The organism is Allobosea sp. GW823-FHT02B03, from assembly GCF_058797755.1.
The window spans coordinates 529809-550732 of record NZ_JBXAJY010000002.1 but is presented as its reverse complement, the minus strand read 5'-3'; the positions used below and the strand labels follow the sequence as shown (position 1 = coordinate 550732).

At 68.5% G+C, this 20924-nt stretch carries 19 protein-coding genes; 10 read left to right on the top strand and 9 right to left on the bottom strand.

Annotated elements, in window-relative coordinates:
* Positions 1-95 precede the first annotated feature (95 nt).
* Together AC1REK_RS07580 and AC1REK_RS07575 are read left to right on the top strand one after the other, a co-directional pair.
* Positions 96-2141, top strand: a complete 2046-nt coding sequence (locus tag AC1REK_RS07580) for a DEAD/DEAH box helicase (protein ID WP_492268513.1) — start codon at positions 96-98, stop codon at positions 2139-2141.
* A 440-nt stretch (positions 2142-2581) separates the two neighbouring features.
* Positions 2582-2836 carry a PepSY domain-containing protein gene (locus tag AC1REK_RS07575; RefSeq protein ID WP_492268514.1) on the top strand — a complete coding sequence of 85 codons (255 nt, stop codon included), beginning with the start codon at positions 2582-2584 and terminating at the stop codon, positions 2834-2836.
* Positions 2837-2955: 119 nt separating this feature from the next.
* On the opposite strand, the gene AC1REK_RS07570 is transcribed toward AC1REK_RS07575, so the two are convergent.
* Positions 2956-3765 carry a DUF2189 domain-containing protein gene (locus AC1REK_RS07570; protein ID WP_492268515.1) on the bottom strand — a complete coding sequence of 270 codons (810 nt, stop codon included), beginning with the start codon at positions 3763-3765 and terminating at the stop codon, positions 2956-2958.
* Positions 3766-3959: 194 nt separating this feature from the next.
* Between AC1REK_RS07570 and ligA the strand changes: the two genes are divergently transcribed.
* Positions 3960-6110 (top strand): NAD-dependent DNA ligase LigA, encoded by a 2151-nt coding sequence (ligA, locus tag AC1REK_RS07565; protein ID WP_492268516.1) that lies wholly within the window; start codon positions 3960-3962, stop codon positions 6108-6110.
* Positions 6111-6254: 144 nt separating this feature from the next.
* On the opposite strand, the gene pepT is transcribed toward ligA, so the two are convergent.
* Both pepT and AC1REK_RS07555 read right to left on the bottom strand, forming a co-directional pair.
* Entirely contained in the window at positions 6255-7490 is a 1236-nt protein-coding gene (gene pepT / locus AC1REK_RS07560; RefSeq protein WP_492268517.1) for a peptidase T, read from the bottom strand.
* A gap of 91 nt (positions 7491-7581) precedes the next feature.
* On the bottom strand, positions 7582-8661 hold the full coding sequence (locus AC1REK_RS07555; RefSeq protein WP_492273787.1) for an alpha/beta hydrolase: 1080 nt from the start codon (positions 8659-8661) through the stop codon (positions 7582-7584).
* A 27-nt stretch (positions 8662-8688) separates the two neighbouring features.
* Here AC1REK_RS07555 and AC1REK_RS07550 point away from each other — a divergent pair, with 27 nt between their 5' ends.
* Positions 8689-8934: a hypothetical protein gene (locus tag AC1REK_RS07550; RefSeq protein WP_492273786.1), complete on the top strand. Its 246-nt coding sequence runs from the start codon at positions 8689-8691 to the stop codon at positions 8932-8934.
* Positions 8935-9122: 188 nt separating this feature from the next.
* Here the strand turns inward: AC1REK_RS07550 and AC1REK_RS07545 are convergent, their stop codons facing one another.
* Positions 9123-10139: an AraC family transcriptional regulator gene (locus tag AC1REK_RS07545; protein WP_492268519.1), complete on the bottom strand. Its 1017-nt coding sequence runs from the start codon at positions 10137-10139 to the stop codon at positions 9123-9125.
* Positions 10140-10212: 73 nt separating this feature from the next.
* On the opposite strand from AC1REK_RS07545, the gene AC1REK_RS07540 reads away from it, so the two are divergent.
* From AC1REK_RS07540 to AC1REK_RS07525, 4 genes are all read left to right on the top strand, one after another.
* A complete protein-coding gene (locus AC1REK_RS07540; RefSeq protein ID WP_492268520.1) occupies positions 10213-11427 on the top strand; it encodes an MFS transporter in 1215 nt (404 codons plus the stop codon).
* Positions 11428-11524: 97 nt separating this feature from the next.
* The gene (locus AC1REK_RS07535; RefSeq protein ID WP_492268521.1) at positions 11525-12388 is read left to right on the top strand and encodes an AraC family ligand binding domain-containing protein; all 864 of its coding nucleotides are present in this window, start codon (positions 11525-11527) and stop codon (positions 12386-12388) included.
* Positions 12389-12403: 15 nt separating this feature from the next.
* Positions 12404-13117, top strand: coding sequence for an AzlC family ABC transporter permease (locus AC1REK_RS07530; RefSeq protein WP_327522006.1), 714 nt, complete (start codon positions 12404-12406; stop codon positions 13115-13117).
* Positions 13114-13413 (top strand): AzlD family protein, encoded by a 300-nt coding sequence (locus tag AC1REK_RS07525; protein ID WP_066471812.1) that lies wholly within the window; start codon positions 13114-13116, stop codon positions 13411-13413. The genes AC1REK_RS07530 and AC1REK_RS07525 overlap by 4 nt, the downstream gene beginning before the upstream one ends.
* 9 nt (positions 13414-13422) lie before the next feature.
* On the opposite strand, the gene AC1REK_RS07520 is transcribed toward AC1REK_RS07525, so the two are convergent.
* On the bottom strand, positions 13423-15267 hold the full coding sequence (locus AC1REK_RS07520; RefSeq protein ID WP_492268682.1) for an aminopeptidase P family protein: 1845 nt from the start codon (positions 15265-15267) through the stop codon (positions 13423-13425).
* A gap of 305 nt (positions 15268-15572) precedes the next feature.
* Here AC1REK_RS07520 and AC1REK_RS07515 point away from each other — a divergent pair, with 305 nt between their 5' ends.
* Together AC1REK_RS07515 and AC1REK_RS07510 are read left to right on the top strand one after the other, a co-directional pair.
* On the top strand, positions 15573-15815 hold the full coding sequence (locus AC1REK_RS07515; RefSeq protein WP_316018723.1) for a hypothetical protein: 243 nt from the start codon (positions 15573-15575) through the stop codon (positions 15813-15815).
* A 68-nt stretch (positions 15816-15883) separates the two neighbouring features.
* Positions 15884-16012 (top strand): hypothetical protein, encoded by a 129-nt coding sequence (locus AC1REK_RS07510; RefSeq protein WP_316018722.1) that lies wholly within the window; start codon positions 15884-15886, stop codon positions 16010-16012.
* 26 nt (positions 16013-16038) lie between these two features.
* Here the strand turns inward: AC1REK_RS07510 and AC1REK_RS07505 are convergent, their stop codons facing one another.
* The 4 genes from AC1REK_RS07505 to AC1REK_RS07490 form a co-directional block, all read right to left on the bottom strand.
* On the bottom strand, positions 16039-16986 hold the full coding sequence (locus tag AC1REK_RS07505; protein ID WP_492268522.1) for a 50S ribosomal protein L11 methyltransferase: 948 nt from the start codon (positions 16984-16986) through the stop codon (positions 16039-16041).
* Between the two features lie 163 nt (positions 16987-17149).
* Complete coding sequence (locus AC1REK_RS07500) at positions 17150-18364, bottom strand: MFS transporter (RefSeq protein WP_492268523.1); 1215 nt, start codon at positions 18362-18364, stop codon at positions 17150-17152.
* A 33-nt stretch (positions 18365-18397) separates the two neighbouring features.
* Positions 18398-19825: an FAD-binding oxidoreductase gene (locus tag AC1REK_RS07495; protein WP_492268524.1), complete on the bottom strand. Its 1428-nt coding sequence runs from the start codon at positions 19823-19825 to the stop codon at positions 18398-18400.
* 121 nt (positions 19826-19946) lie between these two features.
* Complete coding sequence (locus AC1REK_RS07490) at positions 19947-20858, bottom strand: LysR substrate-binding domain-containing protein (protein ID WP_492268525.1); 912 nt, start codon at positions 20856-20858, stop codon at positions 19947-19949.
* Positions 20859-20924 lie beyond the last annotated feature (66 nt).

Here is a 20924-nt window from a genome sequence, read left to right as displayed (position 1 = left end):
TCTATGTGCAGCGCAATATCGCGGTGCCGTGTCCGGCGCTGCCCTTCGATCTCCGCGCCGGCAGCCGGCCGGCTGGAACCTAAGGCCTGACATCGATGTCCTTCATCTCCACGAGCCCGCCGCTCGCGCGTGCGCTCGCCGAACGCAATTACAGCGAGCCGACGCCGGTCCAGAACGCGGTGCTCGAAGCCGCGGCGGCCGGGCGTGACCTGCTCGTCTCCTCGCAGACCGGCTCCGGCAAGACCGTGGCCTATGGCCTCGCCATCGGCGAGACCCTGCTCGACGGCGCCGAGACGCTCGGCCGGGCCGGCAAGCCGCTGGCGCTGATCATCGCGCCGACGCGCGAGCTCGCACTCCAGGTCCAGCGCGAGCTGAACTGGCTGTACCAGCAGGCGAATGCGCGGGTGATCTCCTGCGTCGGCGGCATGGATCCGCGCCGCGAGGCCGCGCTGCTCGATGAGGGCGCCCATATCGTCGTCGGCACCCCCGGGCGCCTGCGCGACCATATCGAGCGCGGCCGCCTCGACGTCTCGGCGCTCAGGGCCGTCGTGCTCGACGAGGCCGACGAGATGCTCGATCTCGGCTTCCGCGACGATCTCGAATTCATCCTGAAGACCGCTCCCGAGGACCGGCGCAGCCTGCTGTTCTCGGCGACGCTGCCCAAGGCGATCATCGCGCTCGCCAAGAGCTATCAGCGCGACGCGTTGCGCATCGAGGTCGCCGGCGCCGACCGCGGCCATGCCGACATCGAGTACAAGGCCGTCCGGGTCTACCCGAAGGAAGCCGAGCTCGCGGTCGTCAACCTGCTGCGCTTCCATGACGCCGCCTGCGCGCTGGTCTTCTGCAACACCCGCAATGCGGTGCGCCATCTCGAAGCGGCGCTGCTGGAGCGCGGCTTTGCGGCGGTCTCGCTCTCGGGCGAGCTCGGCCAGAGCGAGCGCAATTCGGCGCTGCAGGCGCTGCGCGACGGGCGTGCCCGGGTCTGTGTCGCGACCGACGTCGCGGCGCGCGGCATCGACCTGCCGGGGCTGACCCTGGTGATCCATGCCGAGCTGCCGAACGATCCCGAGGTGATGCAGCACCGGAGCGGCCGCACCGGCCGGGCCGGGCGCAAGGGCACCAGCGTGCTGCTGGTTCCGGCCTCGCGCCGCCGCAAGGCCGAGATGCTGCTCGGCGCCGCTGGCGTGCAGGCCGTCTGGGGCGGTCCGCCGACTCAGGACGAGATCCGCGCCCTCGACCAGGAGCGGCTGCTCCAGGACCCGCTGCTTTCAGGTGAGCCGGGTGAGGATGATGCTGGGATGATCGAGGCGCTGCTCGCCGGCCGCTCGGCCAACGAGCTCGCCGCGGCGCTGGTTCGGGTCTATCGCTCGCGCCTGCCGGCGACGGAAGAGGTCGGCGATCCCGGCTTCGGCCGCGACGACCGGGCGAGCCGCGCCCCGCGCAGCCCCGAGGACTATGTCAGGCCGCGCGACCGGGCCGGCCCGCGCTTCGACAATGCCGACCCCGATGCCCCGCGCAAGGCCGGACCACGCGGCGAGACCGTCTGGTTCCGCCTCAATGTCGGCCGCAAGGATGGCGCCGATCCGCGCCAGCTCCTGCCGATGCTGTGCCGTCGTGGCAAGATCACCCGCGACGAGGTCGGTGCGATCCGCATCTTCGACCGCGAGACTAAGGTCGAGATCGATGCCGACGTCGCCGAGCGCTTCGCCTCGCTGGCGAGCGCCGCCGACCGCGACAAGGTCGTGATCGAGCTGATGACGGGCGATGAGGAGCGTCGGCCGGCGAAGCCTTTCGCCGAGAAGGCCCACCACACCAAGGCGCCGCGGCGCGACGACGCGCCGGCTGAGCGCGGCTTCCGCAAGCCTTATGAAGGCAAGGGCAAGCCGTTCGGCCGGGAGAATACTCGCGAAACCTACGATCCGGTCAGGCGCGACCGCGAGCCGACGGCCGATGCGGCGGATTTCCCGCGCGGCGGCAAGCCGTTCGCCGGCAAGCCGAAGCATGGCGAGCGGGATTTCGGCGGCGCGAAGCCGTTCGGAGCCAAGAAGGCGTTTGGCGAGAAGAAGCCCTTCGCCGACAAGAAGCCCTTCGGCGCGAAAAAGCCCTTCGCGGGCAAGAAGCCGCGTCGCGACGATCGTTGAGCCGTTTCGTCCTAGTCCTTCCCAGCCTCCAGATCGCCGAGCGTCCTATCGGACGCGCGCAGGCGATCTAGAGGCCGCAGGAAGCGGATTCCACTTTCGGTCCGGTGCTCAGCGCAGGCCGAGGAAGGACAGGATCGCCAGGACGACGACGACAAGACCGACGATGTAGATGATGTTGTTCATGGCGGAACCCCCCGTTGGTTGCGTCAAGCCGCTCCTTCGCGGCATTCAGGCTGCGGCGTGCCTGCCGCAGCCGTTAGAGAACGCGCTTTCGCGCGCCATTGTTCCCCGCGATGCCAGTCGAGCCACTTGGCCTCTCCAAACCGGGGCGGCTCGCCTGCTGCGATTTGTCGTCGTGTTTTCGTCACGCGATGGCTCGAAGGTCACGGCGGAGTGGCCGCTCGTCGGTTGCTCCGCTGTCCTTCGCGCAGGAGATGTCGATGCGAACTCAATCCATGGCCGCGGGCGCGCTGCTCGCTCTTGCTATCGCGGTCGGTCCGGCCGTCGCCGCGCCTCCTTCGAACGCCAAGCCCCTGTCCCAAATCGTCGCCGGCATCGAGGCCGTCAGCGGCTTTGCGAGCATCAAGGAGGTGGATTGGGACAGCAACGGCTATTGGGAGATCGAGTACTTCAAGACCGACGGCTCGAAGGTCGAGGTCAAGATCGATCCCGTGACCGGTTCGCCGCGGAGATGACCGGCTGAGCGTCGGCCGCCGAACTTTTTTGCGATTAAGAGGCGGCCGTCGCTCCTGCGCACGCTCTCGAAGGACCGGGTTCCGATCCTTCCCGATTACCTGCGCGCTCGGGGACGAAGCTACCGCGGCACGACCTTGCGGTAGATGTGCCAGCTCGCATGGCCGAGGATCGGCATCACCACCATCAGCCCGACCAGCACCGGCAAGGTGCCGAGCACCAGCAGCGCGGTGATCGTCAGGCCCCAGCACATCATGGCGCGCGGGCTCGCCTCGACCGCAGCGATCGAAGTCCGCACGGCCGTACCGACGTCGACATGCCGGTCCAGCATCAGCGGGAACGAGATCACGGTCAGCGAGAAGGCCGCGATGGCGAAGAGCAGGCCGAGCGCATTGCCGACGATGATCAGCGTCCAGCCGTTCACGGTGGTGAAGAGCGGCACCAGGAAGCTCTCGGCCGAGGTCAGCGGCACGCTGCCCATGAGCCAGCGATAGAGCACCCAGGCGCTCAGCAGCCAGGCGATGAACAATCCGGTCAGCAGTCCGCCGAGCGTCGCGATCGGCCGGATCGCCGGGGATTTCAGCACGGCAAAGGCATGCAGCCAGGAGGAGTTGATGTGGAGTTCGCGGCGGCGGCTGATCTCGTAGAGGCCGACGGCGGCGAAGGGGCCGAGCAGCGCGAAACCGCCGAGCAGCGGGAAGAGCAGCGGGAAGATGTTGTAGCTGACCGTCAGCTGGGCGATCACGATGCCCGCCACCGGGTAGATCAGCGCAATGAAGAGCAGATGGCTCGGCTGCGCCAGGAAGTCGGCATAGCCCCGCCGCAGCGCGTCGCCGATATCGCTCATCGTCAGCGCGCGGACGGGCAGCGCTTCGGCGGGCCCGGCGCGCATCGAACTCATGCGGGGGTGGGTGCTGTTGATATCGGCCATGGCGATCATCCCGGTTCCGGCCCGGTTCGCCTCGATGGCCCTGACGTAATCCCTGGTTCGAGAGCCTTGAGGCGTCGAGCATCCAATTGTCAGCGCGGCAAGCTTACACCCGGTGGGCTCCTGTCACAAATCGACGAACGCAAACGTGACAAGGGGTGCTTCGCAGGGAGAGGCCCCTGCTCTAGAACAGCGCCATGACTGCCAATTCTGCCCTTCCCGTCGAAGACCTGACAGCCGAGGCCGCGCGCGCCGAGCACAAGCTGCTCGTCGCCGAAATCGCCGAGGCCGATCGCGCTTATTTCCAGGACGATGCGCCGGTCCTGGACGACGCCGTCTATGACGAGAAGCGCCGGCGGCTCAACGCGCTCGAAGGCGCCTTTCCCGAGCTGAAGGGCCCCGAGGCGCTTTCGGACAAGGTCGGCGCCAAGCCGTCCGGCAAGTTCGCCAAGATCCGGCATCGCGTGCCGATGCTCTCGCTCGGCAACGCCTTCGCCGACGAGGACGTCGCCGATTTCGTCACACGGGTGCGGACGTTCCTCGGCCGCAAGGACGACCAGCCGATCGCTTTCACCGCCGAGCCCAAGATCGACGGGCTCTCGCTCTCCCTGCGCTACGAGAAGGGCGAACTGGTCAGCGCCGCGACGCGCGGCGATGGCGAGGAGGGCGAGGACGTCACTGCCAATGCCCGCACCATCGCCGAGATCCCGCACCGGCTGAAGGGCAGCGACGTTCCCGATGTCGCCGAGGTGCGCGGCGAGGTCTATCTCGGCCATGCCGATTTCGCGGCGATCAACCAGCGCCAGCGCGAGAAGGAGGAACGGGAGTTCGCCAATCCGCGCAATGCCGCCGCCGGCTCGCTGCGCCAGCTCGACGTCTCGATCACCGCCTCGCGACCCCTGCGGTTCTTCGCCTATGCCTGGGGCGAGATGCCCGTCCTGCCGGCGCCGACGCAGTTCGGCGTGGTCGAGGCCTTCGCCCGCTGGGGTTTTCGTACCAACCCGCTGATGGTCCGCTGCGAGAGCGTCGACGAGCTGCTGGCGCATTACCGGCTGATCGAGGCGCAGCGGGCGACGCTCGGCTACGATATCGACGGCGTGGTCTACAAGGTCGACGAGCTCGCGCTGCAGGCGAGGCTCGGCTTCGTCGCGCGCGCGCCGCGCTGGGCGATCGCCCACAAGTTCCCGGCCGAGCTCGCGACCACTGTGCTGGAAGCGATCGACATCCAGGTCGGCCGCACCGGCGCGCTCTCGCCGGTGGCGCGGCTGAGGCCGGTGACGGTCGGCGGCGTCGTCGTCACCAACGCGACGCTGCACAACGAGGACTATATCCGCGGCTTCGATTCGAAGGGCTTGCCGATCCGCGACGGCAGCGACATCCGGATCGGCGACACCGTGACGGTGAAGCGCGCAGGCGACGTGATCCCGCGCGTCGAAGCGGTCGATCTCGCCAAGCGTCCCGCCAACGCGCAGCCTTACGTCTTCCCGACGACCTGCCCGGTTTGCGGCTCGGATGCGGTGCGCGAGCATAATCCGCGCTCGGGCAAGGAGGATGCGGTACGCCGCTGCACCGGCGGGCTGATCTGCGCGGCGCAGGCGGTCGAGCGTCTGAAGCATTTCGTCTCGCGCGACGCGCTCGACATCGATGGGCTCGGCGACAAGCAGATCGAGTTCTTCCATGCCGATCCAGATCTGCCGGTGAAGGAGCCGGCCGACATCTTCACGCTGGCGCAGCGCGACGGCGCCAATCTCAAGAAGCTCAAGGATAAGGAAGGTTTCGGCGCGACCAGCACCAAGAAGCTGTTCGAGGCGATCGATGACCGGCGCAGGCCGCCGCTGAACCGCTTCATCTTCGGGCTCGGCATCCGCCATATCGGCGAGACCAATGCGCGCCTGCTGGCGCGTCATTACGGCTCGTTCGAAGCGCTGCAGGCAGCCTGCCTCGCGGCAGAGAGCCCGGAGAGCGAGGAGCGCGCGGCGCTCGACGCGATCGACGGCGTCGGCCCGACCGTGGTCGAGGCGCTGCTGCAGTTCTTCGCGGAGGAGCACAATCAGGAGATGCTGGCGCGGCTGCTGGCGCAGGTGACGCCGCAGCCGCTGGAGGCGGTGGCGTCGTCGAGCCCGGTCGCCGGCCAGATCGTCGTCTTCACCGGGGCGCTGGAGCGCATGACCCGCGACGAGGCCAAGGCGATGGCCGAACGTCTGGGCGCGAAGGTCGCCGGCTCGGTCTCGTCGAAGACCAATCTGCTGGTGGCGGGGCCGGGCGCTGGCTCGAAGCTCAAGGACGCGGCCAAGCACGGCGTCAAGGTGATCGACGAGGCCGGCTGGTTCGAGCTGGTTGGCGGGTAACACCCGCTCCCAAGCAACCAATAGACGTCATCCCGAGCGCAGCGAAGCGAAGACCCGGGATTCATTCCTGAGCTTTTCCGATAGGGGTTCAGGAATGAATCCCGGATCGGCGCGGCTACGCCGCTTGTCCGGGATGACTCGGAATTAGGTTGGAGCGCGCCCTGCCGCCAGCGTGCAGATCATCCGCGCCACCTGATAGGATTTCTCGAAGGCCGGGACGGGCAGGAACTCGTAGCGCGAGTGGAAGTGGTAGGCGCCGGTGAAGAAGTTCGGCGTCGGCAGGCCGCGCGCCGAGAGCGCCGCGCCGTCGGTGCCGCCGCGCATCGGGATCTGCTTCTTCCGAATCTGCAGCGCCTCCAGCGCGGAAAACAGCAATTCGACCGGGCGCTGGTCCAGCCCGAGGCTGTCATGGATGTTGCCATAGGTGTCGGTGATGTGGGCCTCGACGCGGCCGGTCGGATAGAGCGCGGCGATCTCGGCCGCGACCGCGCCGATGCGGCGCTTGCGGGCCGCCAAGCTCTCCTTGTCGAAATCGCGGATCAGGGCACCGAGCTTCGCCTCGCTGGCATTGGCGGCGATGCTGTTGAACCAGACATAGCCTTCGCGCCCCTGCGTGTTCTCCGGCGTCTCTGCCCGGTCGAAGCGGGCGATGAAGTCCTGCGCCATCAGCACCGGGTTCACCAGCACGCCCTTGGCCGACATCGGATGGGCGCTGACGCCGGTCAGGGTGATCTCGGCGGCGGCGGCGTTGAAGTTCTCGATGACCACCTCACCGAGCTCGCAGCTGTCGATCGTATAGGCGAAGTCGCAGGCGAAGCGCGACAGGTCGAGCGCCCTGGCGCCGCGCAGGCCGATCTCCTCATCGGGCACGAAGGCGACGAGGATGTCGCCATGCGCGTCCTGCGGACCGAGATTGGCGAGCAGGGTCATGATCACCGCGATCGCCGCCTTGTTGTCGGCGCCGAGCACGCTCGTGCCGTCGCCGGCGATGATCTCGGTGCCAACCCAGTCGCGCAGCTGCGGATGCTCGGCGACCCGCAGCCAGATGTCCTGCTCGCGGTTGAGGCACAGGTCCTCTCCTTCGAAACGCAGCAACTGCGGCCGGATCTCGGGCGAGAGTCCGGCGTCGAAGGTGTCGAGATGGGCGATGAAGCCGATCTTCGGCGCATCCGGCACGGTGCCCCGCTTCACCGCCGTGACGGTGGCGTGCCGGTCGAGAACGACCTCGTCGAGGCCGAGCGCGCGCAGCTCGTCGGCCAGCATCGCGGCGAGTTGTTGCTGGCCGGGCGTGCTCGGCAGCGTCACCGCCTTCGCGTCGCTCTGGCTGGCAATCGAGAGATAGCGGAAGAAGCGGTCGATCAGCTGCTGGCGAATGCTCATGGTCGTTCCGTCGCGTACATGGTGGCGAGTGTCAGAGGGCGTCACGGGAGGAGGGCAGGGCGTTTGGCCCCAGGGTTCTCTGCCATCCGGCTCAGCCCGGTGCGGCTGCGCCCAGGACGAAGCGCTCGATCCCCTCGAAGAGCACCGGCCAGGCCGGTTCCTCTGGCACGATGACGTGATTGCGGCTCTCGAGCAGCAGGAATTCGGCATCGGCGATCCGCGAGGCCAGTTCCAGTCCCTGTTCGAGCGGCTGGACACCATCGTCATTGGCATGGATCACCAGGGTCGGCACCGCAAGCTTCTCGAGTAGATCCGAGACGTCGAAATGGTCGATCGCCCAGCGCAGCGCCGCGGCATTGTCGGCCGAGGTGGTGAGCCGCTGCAACTCGGCCAGGGATTCGATCTGCTCGCGGCTGCCATCGGGAATGAACAGGGTGGCGAAGGCCTTGATGAACGGGCTGTTCGCCTTGCCCCACCCATGCCGTATCAGGGTGAGCAGCGCCAGCCCCTGTTCCCGGTCGGCGCCCGACCGGACGAGGCGGCCTTTGACGAAGCCCCCATGCAGGACGAGGTGGCTCAGCCTTTCAGGGTGTCGCCCTGCATAGGCCAGCGCGATCGGCACGCCCTGCGACGTCCCGTAGAGCGCGAAGCGTTCGAGCCCGGCGGCATCCACGGCGGCTTCGAGGTCCTCGACGAAGCGATCCAGCGCGAAGTCGCTGATCTCCCGGTCGGAAAGGCCATTGCCGCGCTGGTCGTAGCGCAGGAGCGCAAACCGTTGGCCGAGCCGGCTCAACAGCGGGCGCCAGAGCGGGCTGTGCCAATCGTGTTCGAGATGGGTCAGCCAGTGCCCGGCCTTGACCATCGGGTATCCCGCGCCGCTGGTGGCGTACGCGATGCGGGTGCCATCGCGCGAGCGGCAAAAGGCGACGCGCTGATGCGGCGTTCTGCCGGGCGCTGCCGCCTCTGCGGCGGGCTGCTGGTGGCGCGGGGCTTCCACCGGCTCGACCGCGCCGATGAAGCGGAAACCGTGCCGCGCCACGGTGCGGATCCAGTCCTGACGCTTGCCGCCATCGTCGATCGCCGCGCGCGCAGCGCTGATCCTGGCGCTGATCGCCGAATCCGAGACGATCCGCCCGTGCCAGACCGCGGCGATCAAGTCGTCCTGCGACACCACGCGCTCGCGTTCGCACACCAGGTAATGGAGCAGATCGAAGACCTGCGGCTCGATCGCGCGCGGCCGCCCGTCCGCGAGAAGCTCCCGCGTTTCCGGAACGAGCTCGAATGCCCCGAAGCGATAGCGCATGCCGCTTCTTACCATGCGGAAGCCGGGGCCGGTATCGACGCCGGCAGCCTTCGCGAAAAAGCAGGGAAAGGACAAGAAAAGCACAAGAGCCCGGTCAAGCGCGGCGCCGCATGCTGCGCCAGTCTCGCCATGGCAGCCTAGCGAGGCGATCATGGCAGAGAAGCTTCACGACGCGACCATCCGGCGTACCGACGGCTCGATCGACATCGAATTTTATGCGCGTCGCAGTGCCCAGCTGCGTCGGGAGGCCATCGCCGCTGCGCCCGGGGTCGTCGCGAGATGGCTCCAGCTCGTGCTTGGGCGCGCGGGCAGGGCGGCAGGCCGGAGCATCAAGGCTCGCCGTGGTCCTGCGGGGCTGCCGAAGACGGCGGCAGGGGGCCGCTGAGCAAGGGCGGTCCGAGCGTCTCGCCCGCACGGAACCGGCTCGGCGACGCGCCGATCACGCGCTTGAAGGCGCGGCTGAACGAAGCTTCCGAATCATAGCCGAGGCGACGGGCGACGACCGCGATCTTCATCCGGTCGCGCACCAGCCATTGCCTCGCCTGGTGCATCCTGACCTGGGCGACATAGCGAGCGGGCGTCTCGCCGACGATCGCCGCGAAGCGTTCGGCGAAGGCGGAGCGTGAGGCGTGCATGACGCCGGCCAGCGCCTCGACGGTCCAGTCGCCGCTGGGATCGAGATGGATCGCGGCCAGGACCCTGCCGATATCGGGATCGCGCGCGGCGGCGACCCAGCCGGTGGGACTGCCGCAGCCGCGTTCGACCCAGGAACGGATCAGCGCCGCGGCGACGACATCGGCCAGGCGCGTCAGGATTCCGCCCGCGCCGACGCGATCAAGGGCGAGTTCACACGACATGGTGCTGAGCAGCGGTGGGATGGCGGGCTCATGCACTGCCATCTCATGCACCCACATCAGCTCCGGCATCATCCGCAGCAGCGGGTGCTGGGCATCGACATTGAAACACAGGCTGGCGCTGAAGAACTGGGCGTCCTCGCCATCACCACCGCCATGCGCATCGGCGATCTCGCCGCAACAGGCCTCGAAGGCGCAGCGGCCGAGCGGCTTCGCCTGGGCGCTCGGCTCGCTGGCGAGCGCGTGCTCGGCGCCGCGCGGCATCAACACGGCGTCGCCCTGTTCGAGCCGGTGCCATTCGCCCTCGGGGGTCCGCAGCCAGCAGCCGCGCTCGGCCATGAAATGGAAGCGCGCCGCGGCTTGGGCGGGAAACAGCAGGCACCACGGCGCTGCCATGCGGTAGCGCGCGTAGTCGACGCCTTCGAGACGCAGGCCACGCAGCATTTCGGTCAGCGGATCGCGCGTGGCGGTTCTGGACGAATTGTCAAGCATTGTGGAATTTCTAGCATGGAAGGTCCGAAGCGTCACGCCTAACTCCGGTGTCCGATCTTTCCGGAGCGACCCCATGTCGGATTCCCTTTCAGTCACCGCCGATCCCGCACTCGCCGGTATCGCGCCCCAAGAGCGCAGCACCGCAGTCTGGCCGGCGGTGTTTGCGCTCGGCATGGGCGTTTTTGCGCTGGTCAGCGCCGAGTTCCTGCCCGCCAGCGTGCTGACCTCGATCGCCGCCGATCTTTCGATCAGCGTCGGCGCGGCCGGACAGACCGTCACGGTGACCTCGCTGGTCGGGGTGGTCTCCGCGATCTTCACGCCGATCGTCACCAGCCGTTTCGACCGGCGCCTCGTCCTGTGGGCGCTGATCTCGCTGCTGGCGGTGTCGAGCACCCTCACGGCGCTCGCCAATGGCTATGCGATGCTGCTGGCGGCACGCTTCCTTCTCGGTCTCAGCCTCGGCGGCTTCTGGTCGATGGCGCCGGCGCTGTCGCTGCGGCTCGTCCCCGTGAAGTCGGTGCCGCGGGCGCTGGCGATCATTTCGGCCGGCGTCTCCGCCGCCTTCATCGGCGGAGGGCCGCTTGGGGCCTATCTCGACTCGCTGATCGGCTGGCGGATGGTGTTCGCGCTCTCGGCCGGTCTCGCCGGCGTCGCCCTGCTGGTGCTGATGGCGACGATGCCGTCCCTGCCGTCACAGACCGCTCCGAAGCTCGGCACCTTGGCGGTACTGCTCTCGCGGCCGAGCGTGCGCCTTATGCTGATCTCCGTATTGATCATCATCTCCGGCCAGTTCACCGGCTTCACCTATATCCGGCCGTTCCTCGAGCAGGTGCCGCAGCTCGGCGTGGCGGCGATCACCTCCGTCCTGCTCGGCTATGGCGTCGGCAACGTCATCGGCAACTTCGCCGGCGGAGCTGTGGCGGCGCGGGGCGTCAAGCTCGCCATCGTCTCCTTCGCGCTGGCGGTCGCGGCCCTGGCGCTGGTCATGACCCTGTTCGGGGCGTCGCCGATCGTGGCGGGGATCGCGGTCGCGGCCTGGGGCTTCGCCTTCGGCTTCGCGCCGGTCGGCTTCCAGAGCTGGATGGTGCGGATCGCGGCGGATCACGCCGAGGCGGCGAGCGGGCTCCTGACCGCCGCCTTCCTGGTCGCGATCGCGAGCGGCGCCGTCCTCGGCGGCCTGCTGGTCAATCTTGTCGGAGGTCTCGGGCCGATCGGCTACATGGCGGCCGCGACCTTCGCGGGTGCGGTTCTGGTACTCGTCGCCGGCAAGGAGCCGCCGCGCCCCTGAACCGCCCGCGAGCGGCGATGGGATGGCGACGCTCGCGTGATCGTCGCCATCACTTTTCTTCAAGACATCTGCGCCCGCATCCGCTCTATCTTGCGGCATGGATCTGATCACACAGGGCGAGGCACTGGAGCAGACTCCGCTCCAGGCGGGGGAGCGGGCGCATCTGTTCACGGCGCGTCGCTTCGACGGGCTCGAATTCCTGTCGGCGACGTTCCGTACCCACGCCTATGCCCCGCATGTCCACGACACCTATGCGATCGGCACGATCGAGGTCGGCTGCGAGATCTGGCATGCGCGCGGCCGCAGGCTCTATGCCGGGGCCGGCGACATCGTCTTCAACCAGCCGCTCGATGTCCATGACGGCGCCCCCAGCGAGGGCGGCTATCGCTACCGGATGAGCTACCCGACGGTCGAGCTGATGCGCGAGGTCGCGGCTTCGCTCACCGGCCGCGACGATATCGGCACGCCGTACTTCGCGGAGCCGACCGTGCGGGACCCGGAAGGGGCGGCGCTGTTCGGCGCCGCTCACCGCGTGCTGGAGGAGGGCGGGGACGCGCTCGCCGGAGAGGAAGGGCTGCTGCGCGCCTATGGCTGGTGCCTCGCCCGCCATGCCGACCTGACGGTGCGGGGGCTGGGGCGGGAGAGCGGACCCATCGCCCAGGCGCGTGAGCTGCTGGAGCAGCGCTATGACGAGGATCTCTCGCTGGCCGAGCTGGCAAAGCGCTCGGGCCTGCCGCGCCATCACCTGATCCGGGCCTTCCGTCGCGAGACCGGGCTGACGCCGCATGCCTATCTCGTCGACATCCGTGTTCGCCGCGCCCGCGAGCGGCTGCGGCGCGGCGATGCTCCGGGTGAGGTCGCGGCGGCGACCGGCTTTTGCGACCAGGCCCATCTGACCCGGGCCTTCAAGGCGCGGCTCGGCGTGACGCCGGGCGCCTTCCGCGCCGCTCATCTCGCCTGAACGAGTTTCAAAGCGATGTCCTGGACCAATGAGGCCCGCGCAGGGCTGAACGATATCTGGCCGGCGGCGCTGGCCGCGGTGCCGATCGGCTTCCTGTTCGGCGCGCTCGCGGCCGGCAAGGGGCTGTCGCCCCTCGAGGTCTTCGCGATGAGCGCGCTGGTCTTCGCCGGCGGTGCCCAGTTCGCCGCGGTCGAGCTCTGGGCGAGCCCGGCGCCGATCCTGGCGCTGGTGTTCTCGACGGCGCTGATCAATGCCCGCCATATCCTGATGAGCGCCTCGCTGGCGCCGAAGCTCTCGGGCTTTTCGCGGACGCAGACCTTCCTCGGGCTCTACTACATGGCCGACGAGAACTGGGCGCTGGCCGAGAAGCGGGCGCGCAGCCATCCGATCACCCCGGTCTACTGGTTCGCGATGGCGATCCCCTTCGTCTGCCTGTGGCTGCTGACCTCGACCACCGGCGCGATCATCGGCGCCGCGCTCGGCGACCCCAAGCGCTACGGCGCCGATTTCGCCTTCACCGCGCTGTTCATCGCGCTCGTCGCCGCCTTCTGGAAAGGCCGGGTCACGGCCTGGACGGTGGCCTCGGCCGGCATCGCCTCGGCGCTGGCCTACCGGTTCGCCGGCCCGCCCTGGCATGTGCTGGCCGGCGCGCTCAGTGGACTTGCCGCCGCCTGGATCGCCGCCGGCAGCGAAGCCGCCGCGCAACCCTGCGAAAGCCCGGCCGAATGAGCCTCGACCCGATCAATCTCGCCGCCTTCCTCGGCATGGCGCTGGTGACTTATCTCACCCGCATTGCCGGGCTCGCCCTGGTCGGTAGGCTGAACCTGACGCCGCGGGCGCAGGCCGCCTTCGACGCGATCCCGCCGGCCGTGCTGATCGCGGTGATCGCGCCGAGCGCGCTGGCGACCGGCTGGATCGAGACGGTCGCGGCACTGGTCTCTGGCCTCGCGGCGACGCGCCTGCCGCTGCTCGGGGTGGTCGCGGTCGGCGTCGCGACCGTGGTGGGGCTCAGAGCGTTGTTCTGACGAAGGCCGTCAGAGCGGCCGGCAGGCCTGCTCCAGCCAGGCCTTCGTCTCGCCTTCGACCAGCGGGCCGATGCGCTTCCAGACCTCGCCGTGATAGGCGTCGATCCAGGCGCGCTCGCCATCGTCGAGCAGCGCGGGCTCGATCAGCGCCCGCTCATAGGGGCACCAGGTGATCGTCTCGAAGCCGTAGATGGTGCGGTCGCCGCCAGGGATGGAGCGCTCCTCGACCACGATCAGGTTCTCGATGCGGATGCCGTAGGCGCCTTCCTTGTAGTAGCCCGGCTCATTGCTGAGGATCATTCCGGGCTCGAGCGGCGTGGTGCCGAGCTTGGAGAGGCGCTGCGGGCCTTCGTGCACCGACAGATAGCTGCCGACGCCATGGCCGGTGCCATGGTCGAAATCGAGCCCGGCCTGCCACAGCGGGGCGCGGGCGAAGGCGTCGAGCTGCGCCCCGGAGGTGCCTTTGACGAAGACGACGCGCGAGATCGCGACATGGCCCTTGAGCACGCGGGTGTAGCGGTCGCGCATTTCCGGGCTGGGCTCGCCGACCGCCATGGTGCGGGTGATGTCTGTGGTGCCGTCCTCGTACTGCCCGCCGGAATCGACCAGGAAGATGCCGGGCTCGATCGCCCGGTTGCTCGAATCCGTGACGCGGTAATGCGGCAAGGCGGCGTTCGGCCCGGCGCCAGCGATGGTGGTGAAGGAGACGTCCCTGAGCAGGCCGGTGCCGCGGCGCTCGGCCTCCAGTGCCGCCACCGCGTCGATCTCGGTCAGGCTGCCCTTCGGTGCCTCGCGTGCGAGCCAGGAGAGGAAGCGGGCCATGGCGGCGCCGTCGCGCAGATGCGCCGCGCGGGCGCCGCTGAGCTCGGCCTCGTTCTTGCGCGCCTTCATCAGCGCAATCGGATCGGTTCCGGCTTCCGGCGTGCCGCCGGCCTCGCGGATCAGGGTCGCCAGCGCCGCCGCAGCGGTGGTCGCATCGAGACGGACCTTGGCCTTGCTCGCGCCGAGCGCCTTCAGCTGCTCCTCCAGTGCCTGGGGCGGGGCGATCTCGCCGAGCGCGCCGATGGCGTCACCGGCCTCGTTGGTGATCTTCTCCGGGGCCAGGAAGACGGTCGGCCGGCCCTCGCGGGGCACGATGGCGTAGCCGAGCGGCAGCGGCGTGTGCTCGACATCGCCGCCGCGGATGTTGAAGGTCCAGGCCAGCGCATGCGGATCCGAGAGGACCAGCGCATCGACCTTGTCCTTGCCGAGCGCCTCCTGGATGCGGGCGAGCTTGCTCGCCGCGCTCTCGCCGGCGTAGGCGGCGGGATGCGCCTTGACCGGCGCCGAGGGCGGAGCAGGGCGGTCGCTCCAGAGCGCATCGATCGGATTGGGCGTCACCGCGACGAGCTCGCCGCCAGCCGCCGCCACCGCCTTTTCGAGTTTCGCGACGCCGTCGACGGTGTGCAGCCAGGGATCGTAGCCGAGCCTGCCGCCGGCCGGCAGGTTCGCCGCCACCCATTTGTCGAGCGGCGTTTCCTCCATCCTGACCGGCGTGATCACGGCGGTGTCGGTCTGCTCGGCGGACTGGATCGTGTAGCGGCCATCGACGATCAGCGCCGCCTTGTCGGCCAGCACCACCGCATTGCCCGCCGAGCCGGTAAAGCCGCTGAGCCAGGCGAGGCGCGCCATATGGGCAGGAACGTATTCGCCCTGGTGCTCATCGGCGCGCGGCACCACGAAGCCCGCCAGGCCCTGGCGCGCGAGGGCGGCGCGCAGGGCCGCGACCCGGGGCGCGACCTGCGACGGATCGCTCGGCTCGGAAAAGGACTGGAAGTGGGGAACGGAGGCCTTGGCGGGGATCGAGGCGGTCATGTCGGGTCCGGAAGCTGCGATATCGGCCATGCTGGCGTGCCGGCCGGTCAAAGGCCAGTGCAAATCCGGCATTTTCGTCGTGCCTGCACGGCAGGCTCCGGCTGACTTCCGATTGGGCGCTCTGTCGGTTCGTTATGCAATATTTTGCAATGATTAACGGGTGGCGGTTTTCGTTATGCGTTCCTTGCATGTTGTGCATATGCGAACACATCTTCTCGCAAGTGCGAAGAAGGCCCATCTTGCTGTCATAAGAGAACGAGGAAGCGACCGGGACTGTCCTTCGTTTTGCTGAGGAGATGGACCCTATGACCTATGTGCTGAACACCACCGCGGACCTGCCGGTAGCCAAGCGCACCGAGGCGACCACGAAGGCCGCCGGCCCGAGCTTCTGGCAGCGCCTCTACGCCGCCATGATCGAGAGCCGCCGCCGCTCGGCGCTGCGCGAACTGCGCGCCTATTCGTACCTCGCCCGCGAGTCCGAGCTGATCCTCGGTGGCTACCCGAAGGCTTCGCTGAAAAACGACGCCGAGCTGCCGTTCAACCGCTGAATTTCTATCCGCTGAAACCCGGAGCGCCGGCTGCGACACGCGCCGCGCCCTGATCGAGGAGAAAGACCATGATCGCTGTCATCAAGTACGTCTACGAGACCGTTGCCGATGCCGCCAAGTTCGCGGCCGCCGTCTGGCACGATGCCCGTGTCATGCAGGCGCGGGCCGAAGAGAAGTACGGCCACTTCGACTTCTGAGCGCGACGGCGTTCGAAGCAGACGGCCTATCGGAGGCGGCGTGGCCTGGCGGCTGCGCCGCCTCTTTTCATGACCAGCGTCGCCCAGCCCTCGCGCGAGGAGCGCCGCACCAGCGCGATGCCCTGGTGGCGATAGGCGGAAACCACACCTGCGACATCCATTTCGAGCAGGCCTGAAAGAATGATGACGCCGTCATCGGCCGTTACCGCGGCGATCGACGGCGCGAGCTTGCGCAGCGGTCCCGCCAGGATGTTGGCGAAGACCAGATCGAAGCGCCGGGGCCGGTTCGCCTTGGCGTGGCGCAGGCCGGGCGCGACATAAAGGTCGAGCGCCTGCGGGGCATTGTTGAGACGTGCATTGCGCGCCGCGACCTCGACGGCGACGGCGTCGATGTCGCCGGCGACGACCTTGCGCTTGACCTGCTTGGCGAGGGCGAGCGCGAGAATGCCGGTGCCGGTGCCGACATCGATGGCGTGTCGCGGGCGGCGCTTCTTCAGCTCGGCATCGAGGGCGAGCAGGCAGCCCGAGGTGGTGCCGTGATGGCCGGTGCCGAAGGCGAGCGCCGCCTCGATCTCGATAGCGACGTCGTTGATGCGCACATAGTCGCGGTCATGGGCGCCATGGACCAGGACGCGGCCGGCGCGCACCGGCTTCAGCCCTTCGAGGCTGTTGGCGACCCAGTCCTGCTGGCTGACGGTGGTGAACGGGGTGTCGTCGATGACCGTGCCGACGATCGGCCGCAGCAGGTCGCGCACCGCCTCCTCGTCGGGGTGGCTCGAGAAGTAGATCTCGACCTTCCAGGGCTCGTTCAGCGACAGGGTGGTGACGCCGCTCTCGACCTCGAAGGCGGAGATCGCGGTCTCCGTCGGGTCGAAGATCTCGCCGAGCAGTTCGGTCAGCGCGCGCGCCTGCTCGCCGCTGGTCGAGAGTTCGAGAACGGTCGTGACCGTCGAGGGGAGGAGGCCTTCACGCATGGCGCGGGCTTATAGCATCGGACCGAAAAGTGGAATCCACTTTTCGGAAAACTCCGATGCGATAACAAAAAGATAGGTGACCGTAGCCTCGTCCGGATGGACGCGCGGTGATCTCGTGGCCTGCCGGCGGCCTGTCCTGCGGCCGCGCACCTCGGAAGGCGCTTCAGGCGCCTCGCTTGGTCGCGAGCAGCAGGAAGCCGACGAGCCCGGCGGCGGCGCAGGTCAGGAAACCGAGATCGAAGCGGCCGGTCGCCGCGACGAGCAGAGCGAACGACAGAGGACCCACGACATAGCCTAGGAAGACGACGATGGTCGCGCCCGAGGCCGCCTCGCGGATCAACCCGCTCGGCGAGCGCCGGGCGATCTCGGCGATCTGGACGCCGTTCCAGCTCGATACGGTGATGCCGGCCACCGCCGCCAACGCATAGAGCAGCCAGGAGGGCCAGGCGGGCGTCGCCAGCATTAGCGCGAGCGAGGTTGCGCCCGACGCCAGGCAGACGAAAGCGAGCAGTCGTACGCTCGCGCGCATGCGGTCGGCGAGCCAGCCGAGCAGCACGCGGCCGAACACGCCGGTGGCCTGCATCACGGCGAAGGCGAGGCCGGCGGCGCGCAGATCGTAGCCGAGCTCGGACACCGCGAAGGTGATGAGATAGGCGAACCAGATGCCCTGGCCGATGGCGAGGCAGGCGCCGACTGCTGCGATCCGCATCACCGATGTCGAGGCGCGCAGCGCCCGTAGCGGCTCCAGCACATTGCCGAGCGAGAGGAAGGCGCCCGGCGCCAGCGATTGGCTCTGATCGCGCCCGGCATCGAGCTGGCGACGCATCGGCTGCACCACCAGGATGACGGCGACCACCAGCGCCGCCGAGAACAGCAGCGAGGCGCGCCAGCCATAGGCGGCGACGATCGGCGGCAAGGCGAGGCCGGCGACGATCCCGCCGGCGGGCACCCCGGCCTGCTTCAGCGAGAAGATCAGGGCGTGATGGCGCGGCGGGGCGATGCGGTGGAGAACGTCGCTGCCGGCCGGCGAGGACGGGCCGTAGCCGAGGCCGATCAGGAAGGCGCCGGCCATCGCCACCGGCAGCAGGGGCGGCAGCAGGAAGCAGAGCCCGAAAATGCCGAGGGCGAGGCCGAGCTGCAGCGCGCGGACAGAGCCGAAGCGCCGCATGATCGGCGCGCCCATCACCAGAAAGGCGATCGAGCCGATGGTGCTGATGCTCGAGAGATAGCCGATCACGGCGTCGGACCAGCCGAGCTCGGCCGACATGGCCGGCGCGATGGTCGGCGTCACCCGCGTCAGGAAGGCGGTGGCCATCTGCACGATGATCATCGCCGTGAGGGCGCTGACCCAGCCCGGGGTCGCTGGAGGCTCCTTCATGGTCGCGTCATGCCTGCCGGATTTTGGCGGCCTTCACGGCGACGCGGGCGGCAGGACCTTGCCGGGATTGAGGATGTTGTCGGGGTCGAGGCTCTGCTTGATCCGGCGCATCACCGCGATCGCTTCGTCACCATACTCCCGGCGCAGGAATTTTGACTTTCCGTAGCCGACGCCGTGCTCGCCGGTGCAGGTGCCGCCGAGATCGATCGCCCGGTTTACCAGGAGGGCGTTGAGGCGCTCGGCCTCGGCGATCTCAGCGGGCGAATCCATCTTGATCAGGAAGCCCATATGGAAATTGCCGTCGCCGACATGGCCGAGCGCCGGCACCGGGAAGGGCGCATCCTTGGCGTGCTCGCGGATCTCGGTGATGCAGGTCGCGAGCTCGGAGATCGGCACGCAGGCATCGGTGCCCCAGCTGCTGGCGCCCGGCCGCAAGGCGAGCAGGGCGTAGTGGAGATTATGGCGGGCCTGCCAGAGCTTCGTGCGCTCCTCGGCGCTGGCGGCATGGCGCCAGCCGCTGCCGCCATGGCCCAAGGCGATCGCATGCATCGCCGTCGATTGCTGCTCGACGCCGGCCTGCGTGCCATGGAATTCGATGAACAGCGTCGCGGTCTCGGGATAGCTCAGCCCGTTATGCAGGTTGATGGCGCGCATGCAGGTCTCGTCGAGCAGCTCGACGCGAGCGACCTGGATGCCGCTCTGGATGGTCTCGATGGCGCAGGAGACGGCGGCGCCGACATCCGGGAAGGAGCAGACCGCGACCGAGCTCGCCTCAGGGATGCCGTAGAGCTTCAGCGTGATCTCGGTGATCACGCCGAGCGTGCCCTCGGAGCCGACGAACAGCCTGGTCAGATCGTAGCCGGCCGAGGATTTGCGGGCGCGGCCGCCGGTCTTCAGCACGGTGCCGTCGGCGAGCACCACGGTCAGCGCCAGCACATTGTCCTTCATCGTGCCGTAGCGCACGGCATTGGTGCCCGAGGCCCGCGTCGCGGTCATGCCGCCGAGCGTCGCGTCGGCGCCGGGGTCGACCGGGAAGAATAGGCCGGTGTCGCGCAGATGCTCGTTGAGCTGCTTGCGGGTGACGCCGGGCTCGATCACGCAATCGAGGTCCTCGGTATTGACCGCGATGATGCGCTGCATGCGCGAGAGATCGAGGCAGACGCCGCCATGCAGGGCGACCACATGGCCTTCCAGCGAGGTGCCGGCGCCGAACGGAATGACCGGCACCTTCGCCTGATGGCAGAGCGCGAGGATACGGCTGACTTCCTCGGTCGTCGCGGGGTAGCAGACGACGTCCGGCGCCCTGGTCGGATGATAGGATTCGCCATGGCCGTGATGCTCGCGCTCGGACTGGGCCGTCGAGCAGCGGGAGCCGAGCAGATCGCGCAGCGAGGCGGTCAGCCCGTCGAGGGCGGGGTGAGGGAGGGTGACGGCGTCGGTGGCGGCGGCTGTAGCGGACATCGTCATCCTCGTTGAACGGCCAGTGGCCGGGCGGCAGCTTCCAACGTCTCTCTGTCGCATGCCATGGCTGGTGCAGCATGAGTGCCCTGCGTCGCCAAGCAGGTAGAAGGCTCGCTTTGCCTCACGCGCTGGCCTCCGCTTCGAAGCGGGTTGCTTCCTCGCGCAGCCAGCCGACCAGCGCCTCGACGCCGGGACCGCGCTGTCCCCGCGGGTTGAGCGTCATCCAGCAGCCGACGGTGCTGTCGAAGCCGAGGCTGAGCGGGTTGACCAGCGTGCCCGAGGCCAGCTCCTCGGCGACATAGCAGCGCGGCGCAAGCGCGACGCCAAGCCCTGCCATGACGGCGCGGATGATCACCGAATAATAGCCATAGCGTACCGTATGCGCCGGGACCGCGCCGCGCAGCCCATGCGCCTCCGTGAACTCGGCCCAGAAGGCCGGCATCTGGAAATGCTGCAGCAGCGTCATCTTCTGGATGTCGGCCGGGCTGGTGAAGCCGCCCATCCGCTCGAGCAAAGCAGGGGCCGCGACCAGCGCCACTTGACGCCCGAACAGATAGTGCGCCTCGCGGTCGGGCCAGGGGCCGGTGCCATGGACGATATCGATATCGGAGTCTTCGGTCTGGCTCTCGCTGATGAAGTTGGTGAACTGCACGTCGATCTCGGGATGGGCCTGGGCGAAACTGGGAAACCGCTCCATCAGCCAGCGCTCGCCGGCGATCGCGACGAGGTGCAGCCGGATCGGACGGCCGAGCGCGGTTCTTTCGGCGATGCGCCGGGCGCCACGCTCCATCTGCTCGATCGCCGCCTCCGCATAGGGCCGGTAGATCGTACCGGCCTCGGTGGCTTTGAGGCCGGTGGGGCTGCGCTCGAACAAGGCGATGCCGAGATGCTCCTCCAGCGCCTGGATCTGCTTGGAGACCGCGCTCTGGGTCAGGTGCACGGCCGAAGCTGCCTTCGCCGTCGATCCCAATCGCGCCACGGCAAGGAAGACCCGCAGCGCCGTGGTCGAGGGCGGGAGATTCGGGCTCGCCAATTAGATATTCCTTTTGCGACTATCCTGCCGGAGATCGTTTCGTTTGCCGGGTTCGGGGTCAAGAGG

Excerpts from the sequence above, each read along its gene's own strand:
- AC1REK_RS07495 (WP_492268524.1), bottom strand. The coding sequence starts at position 19,825 with ATGTCCGCTACAGCCGCCGCCACCGACGCCGTCACCCTCCCTCACCCC.
- AC1REK_RS07545 (WP_492268519.1), bottom strand. The coding sequence starts at position 10,139 with ATGCTTGACAATTCGTCCAGAACCGCCACGCGCGATCCGCTGACCGAA.
- AC1REK_RS07515 (WP_316018723.1), top strand. The coding sequence starts at position 15,573 with ATGACCTATGTGCTGAACACCACCGCGGACCTGCCGGTAGCCAAGCGC.
- AC1REK_RS07520 (WP_492268682.1), bottom strand. The coding sequence starts at position 15,267 with ATGACCGCCTCGATCCCCGCCAAGGCCTCCGTTCCCCACTTCCAGTCC.
- AC1REK_RS07505 (WP_492268522.1), bottom strand. The coding sequence starts at position 16,986 with ATGCGTGAAGGCCTCCTCCCCTCGACGGTCACGACCGTTCTCGAACTC.
- AC1REK_RS07540 (WP_492268520.1), top strand. The coding sequence starts at position 10,213 with ATGTCGGATTCCCTTTCAGTCACCGCCGATCCCGCACTCGCCGGTATC.
- AC1REK_RS07530 (WP_327522006.1), top strand. The coding sequence starts at position 12,404 with ATGTCCTGGACCAATGAGGCCCGCGCAGGGCTGAACGATATCTGGCCG.
- ligA (WP_492268516.1), top strand. The coding sequence starts at position 3,960 with ATGACTGCCAATTCTGCCCTTCCCGTCGAAGACCTGACAGCCGAGGCC.
- AC1REK_RS07580 (WP_492268513.1), top strand. The coding sequence starts at position 96 with ATGTCCTTCATCTCCACGAGCCCGCCGCTCGCGCGTGCGCTCGCCGAA.
- AC1REK_RS07575 (WP_492268514.1), top strand. The coding sequence starts at position 2,582 with ATGCGAACTCAATCCATGGCCGCGGGCGCGCTGCTCGCTCTTGCTATC.
- AC1REK_RS07570 (WP_492268515.1), bottom strand. The coding sequence starts at position 3,765 with ATGGCCGATATCAACAGCACCCACCCCCGCATGAGTTCGATGCGCGCC.
- AC1REK_RS07510 (WP_316018722.1), top strand. The coding sequence starts at position 15,884 with ATGATCGCTGTCATCAAGTACGTCTACGAGACCGTTGCCGATGCCGCC.
- pepT (WP_492268517.1), bottom strand. The coding sequence starts at position 7,490 with ATGAGCATTCGCCAGCAGCTGATCGACCGCTTCTTCCGCTATCTCTCG.
- AC1REK_RS07535 (WP_492268521.1), top strand. The coding sequence starts at position 11,525 with ATGGATCTGATCACACAGGGCGAGGCACTGGAGCAGACTCCGCTCCAG.
- AC1REK_RS07550 (WP_492273786.1), top strand. The coding sequence starts at position 8,689 with ATGGAGCAGATCGAAGACCTGCGGCTCGATCGCGCGCGGCCGCCCGTC.
- AC1REK_RS07525 (WP_066471812.1), top strand. The coding sequence starts at position 13,114 with ATGAGCCTCGACCCGATCAATCTCGCCGCCTTCCTCGGCATGGCGCTG.
- AC1REK_RS07500 (WP_492268523.1), bottom strand. The coding sequence starts at position 18,364 with ATGAAGGAGCCTCCAGCGACCCCGGGCTGGGTCAGCGCCCTCACGGCG.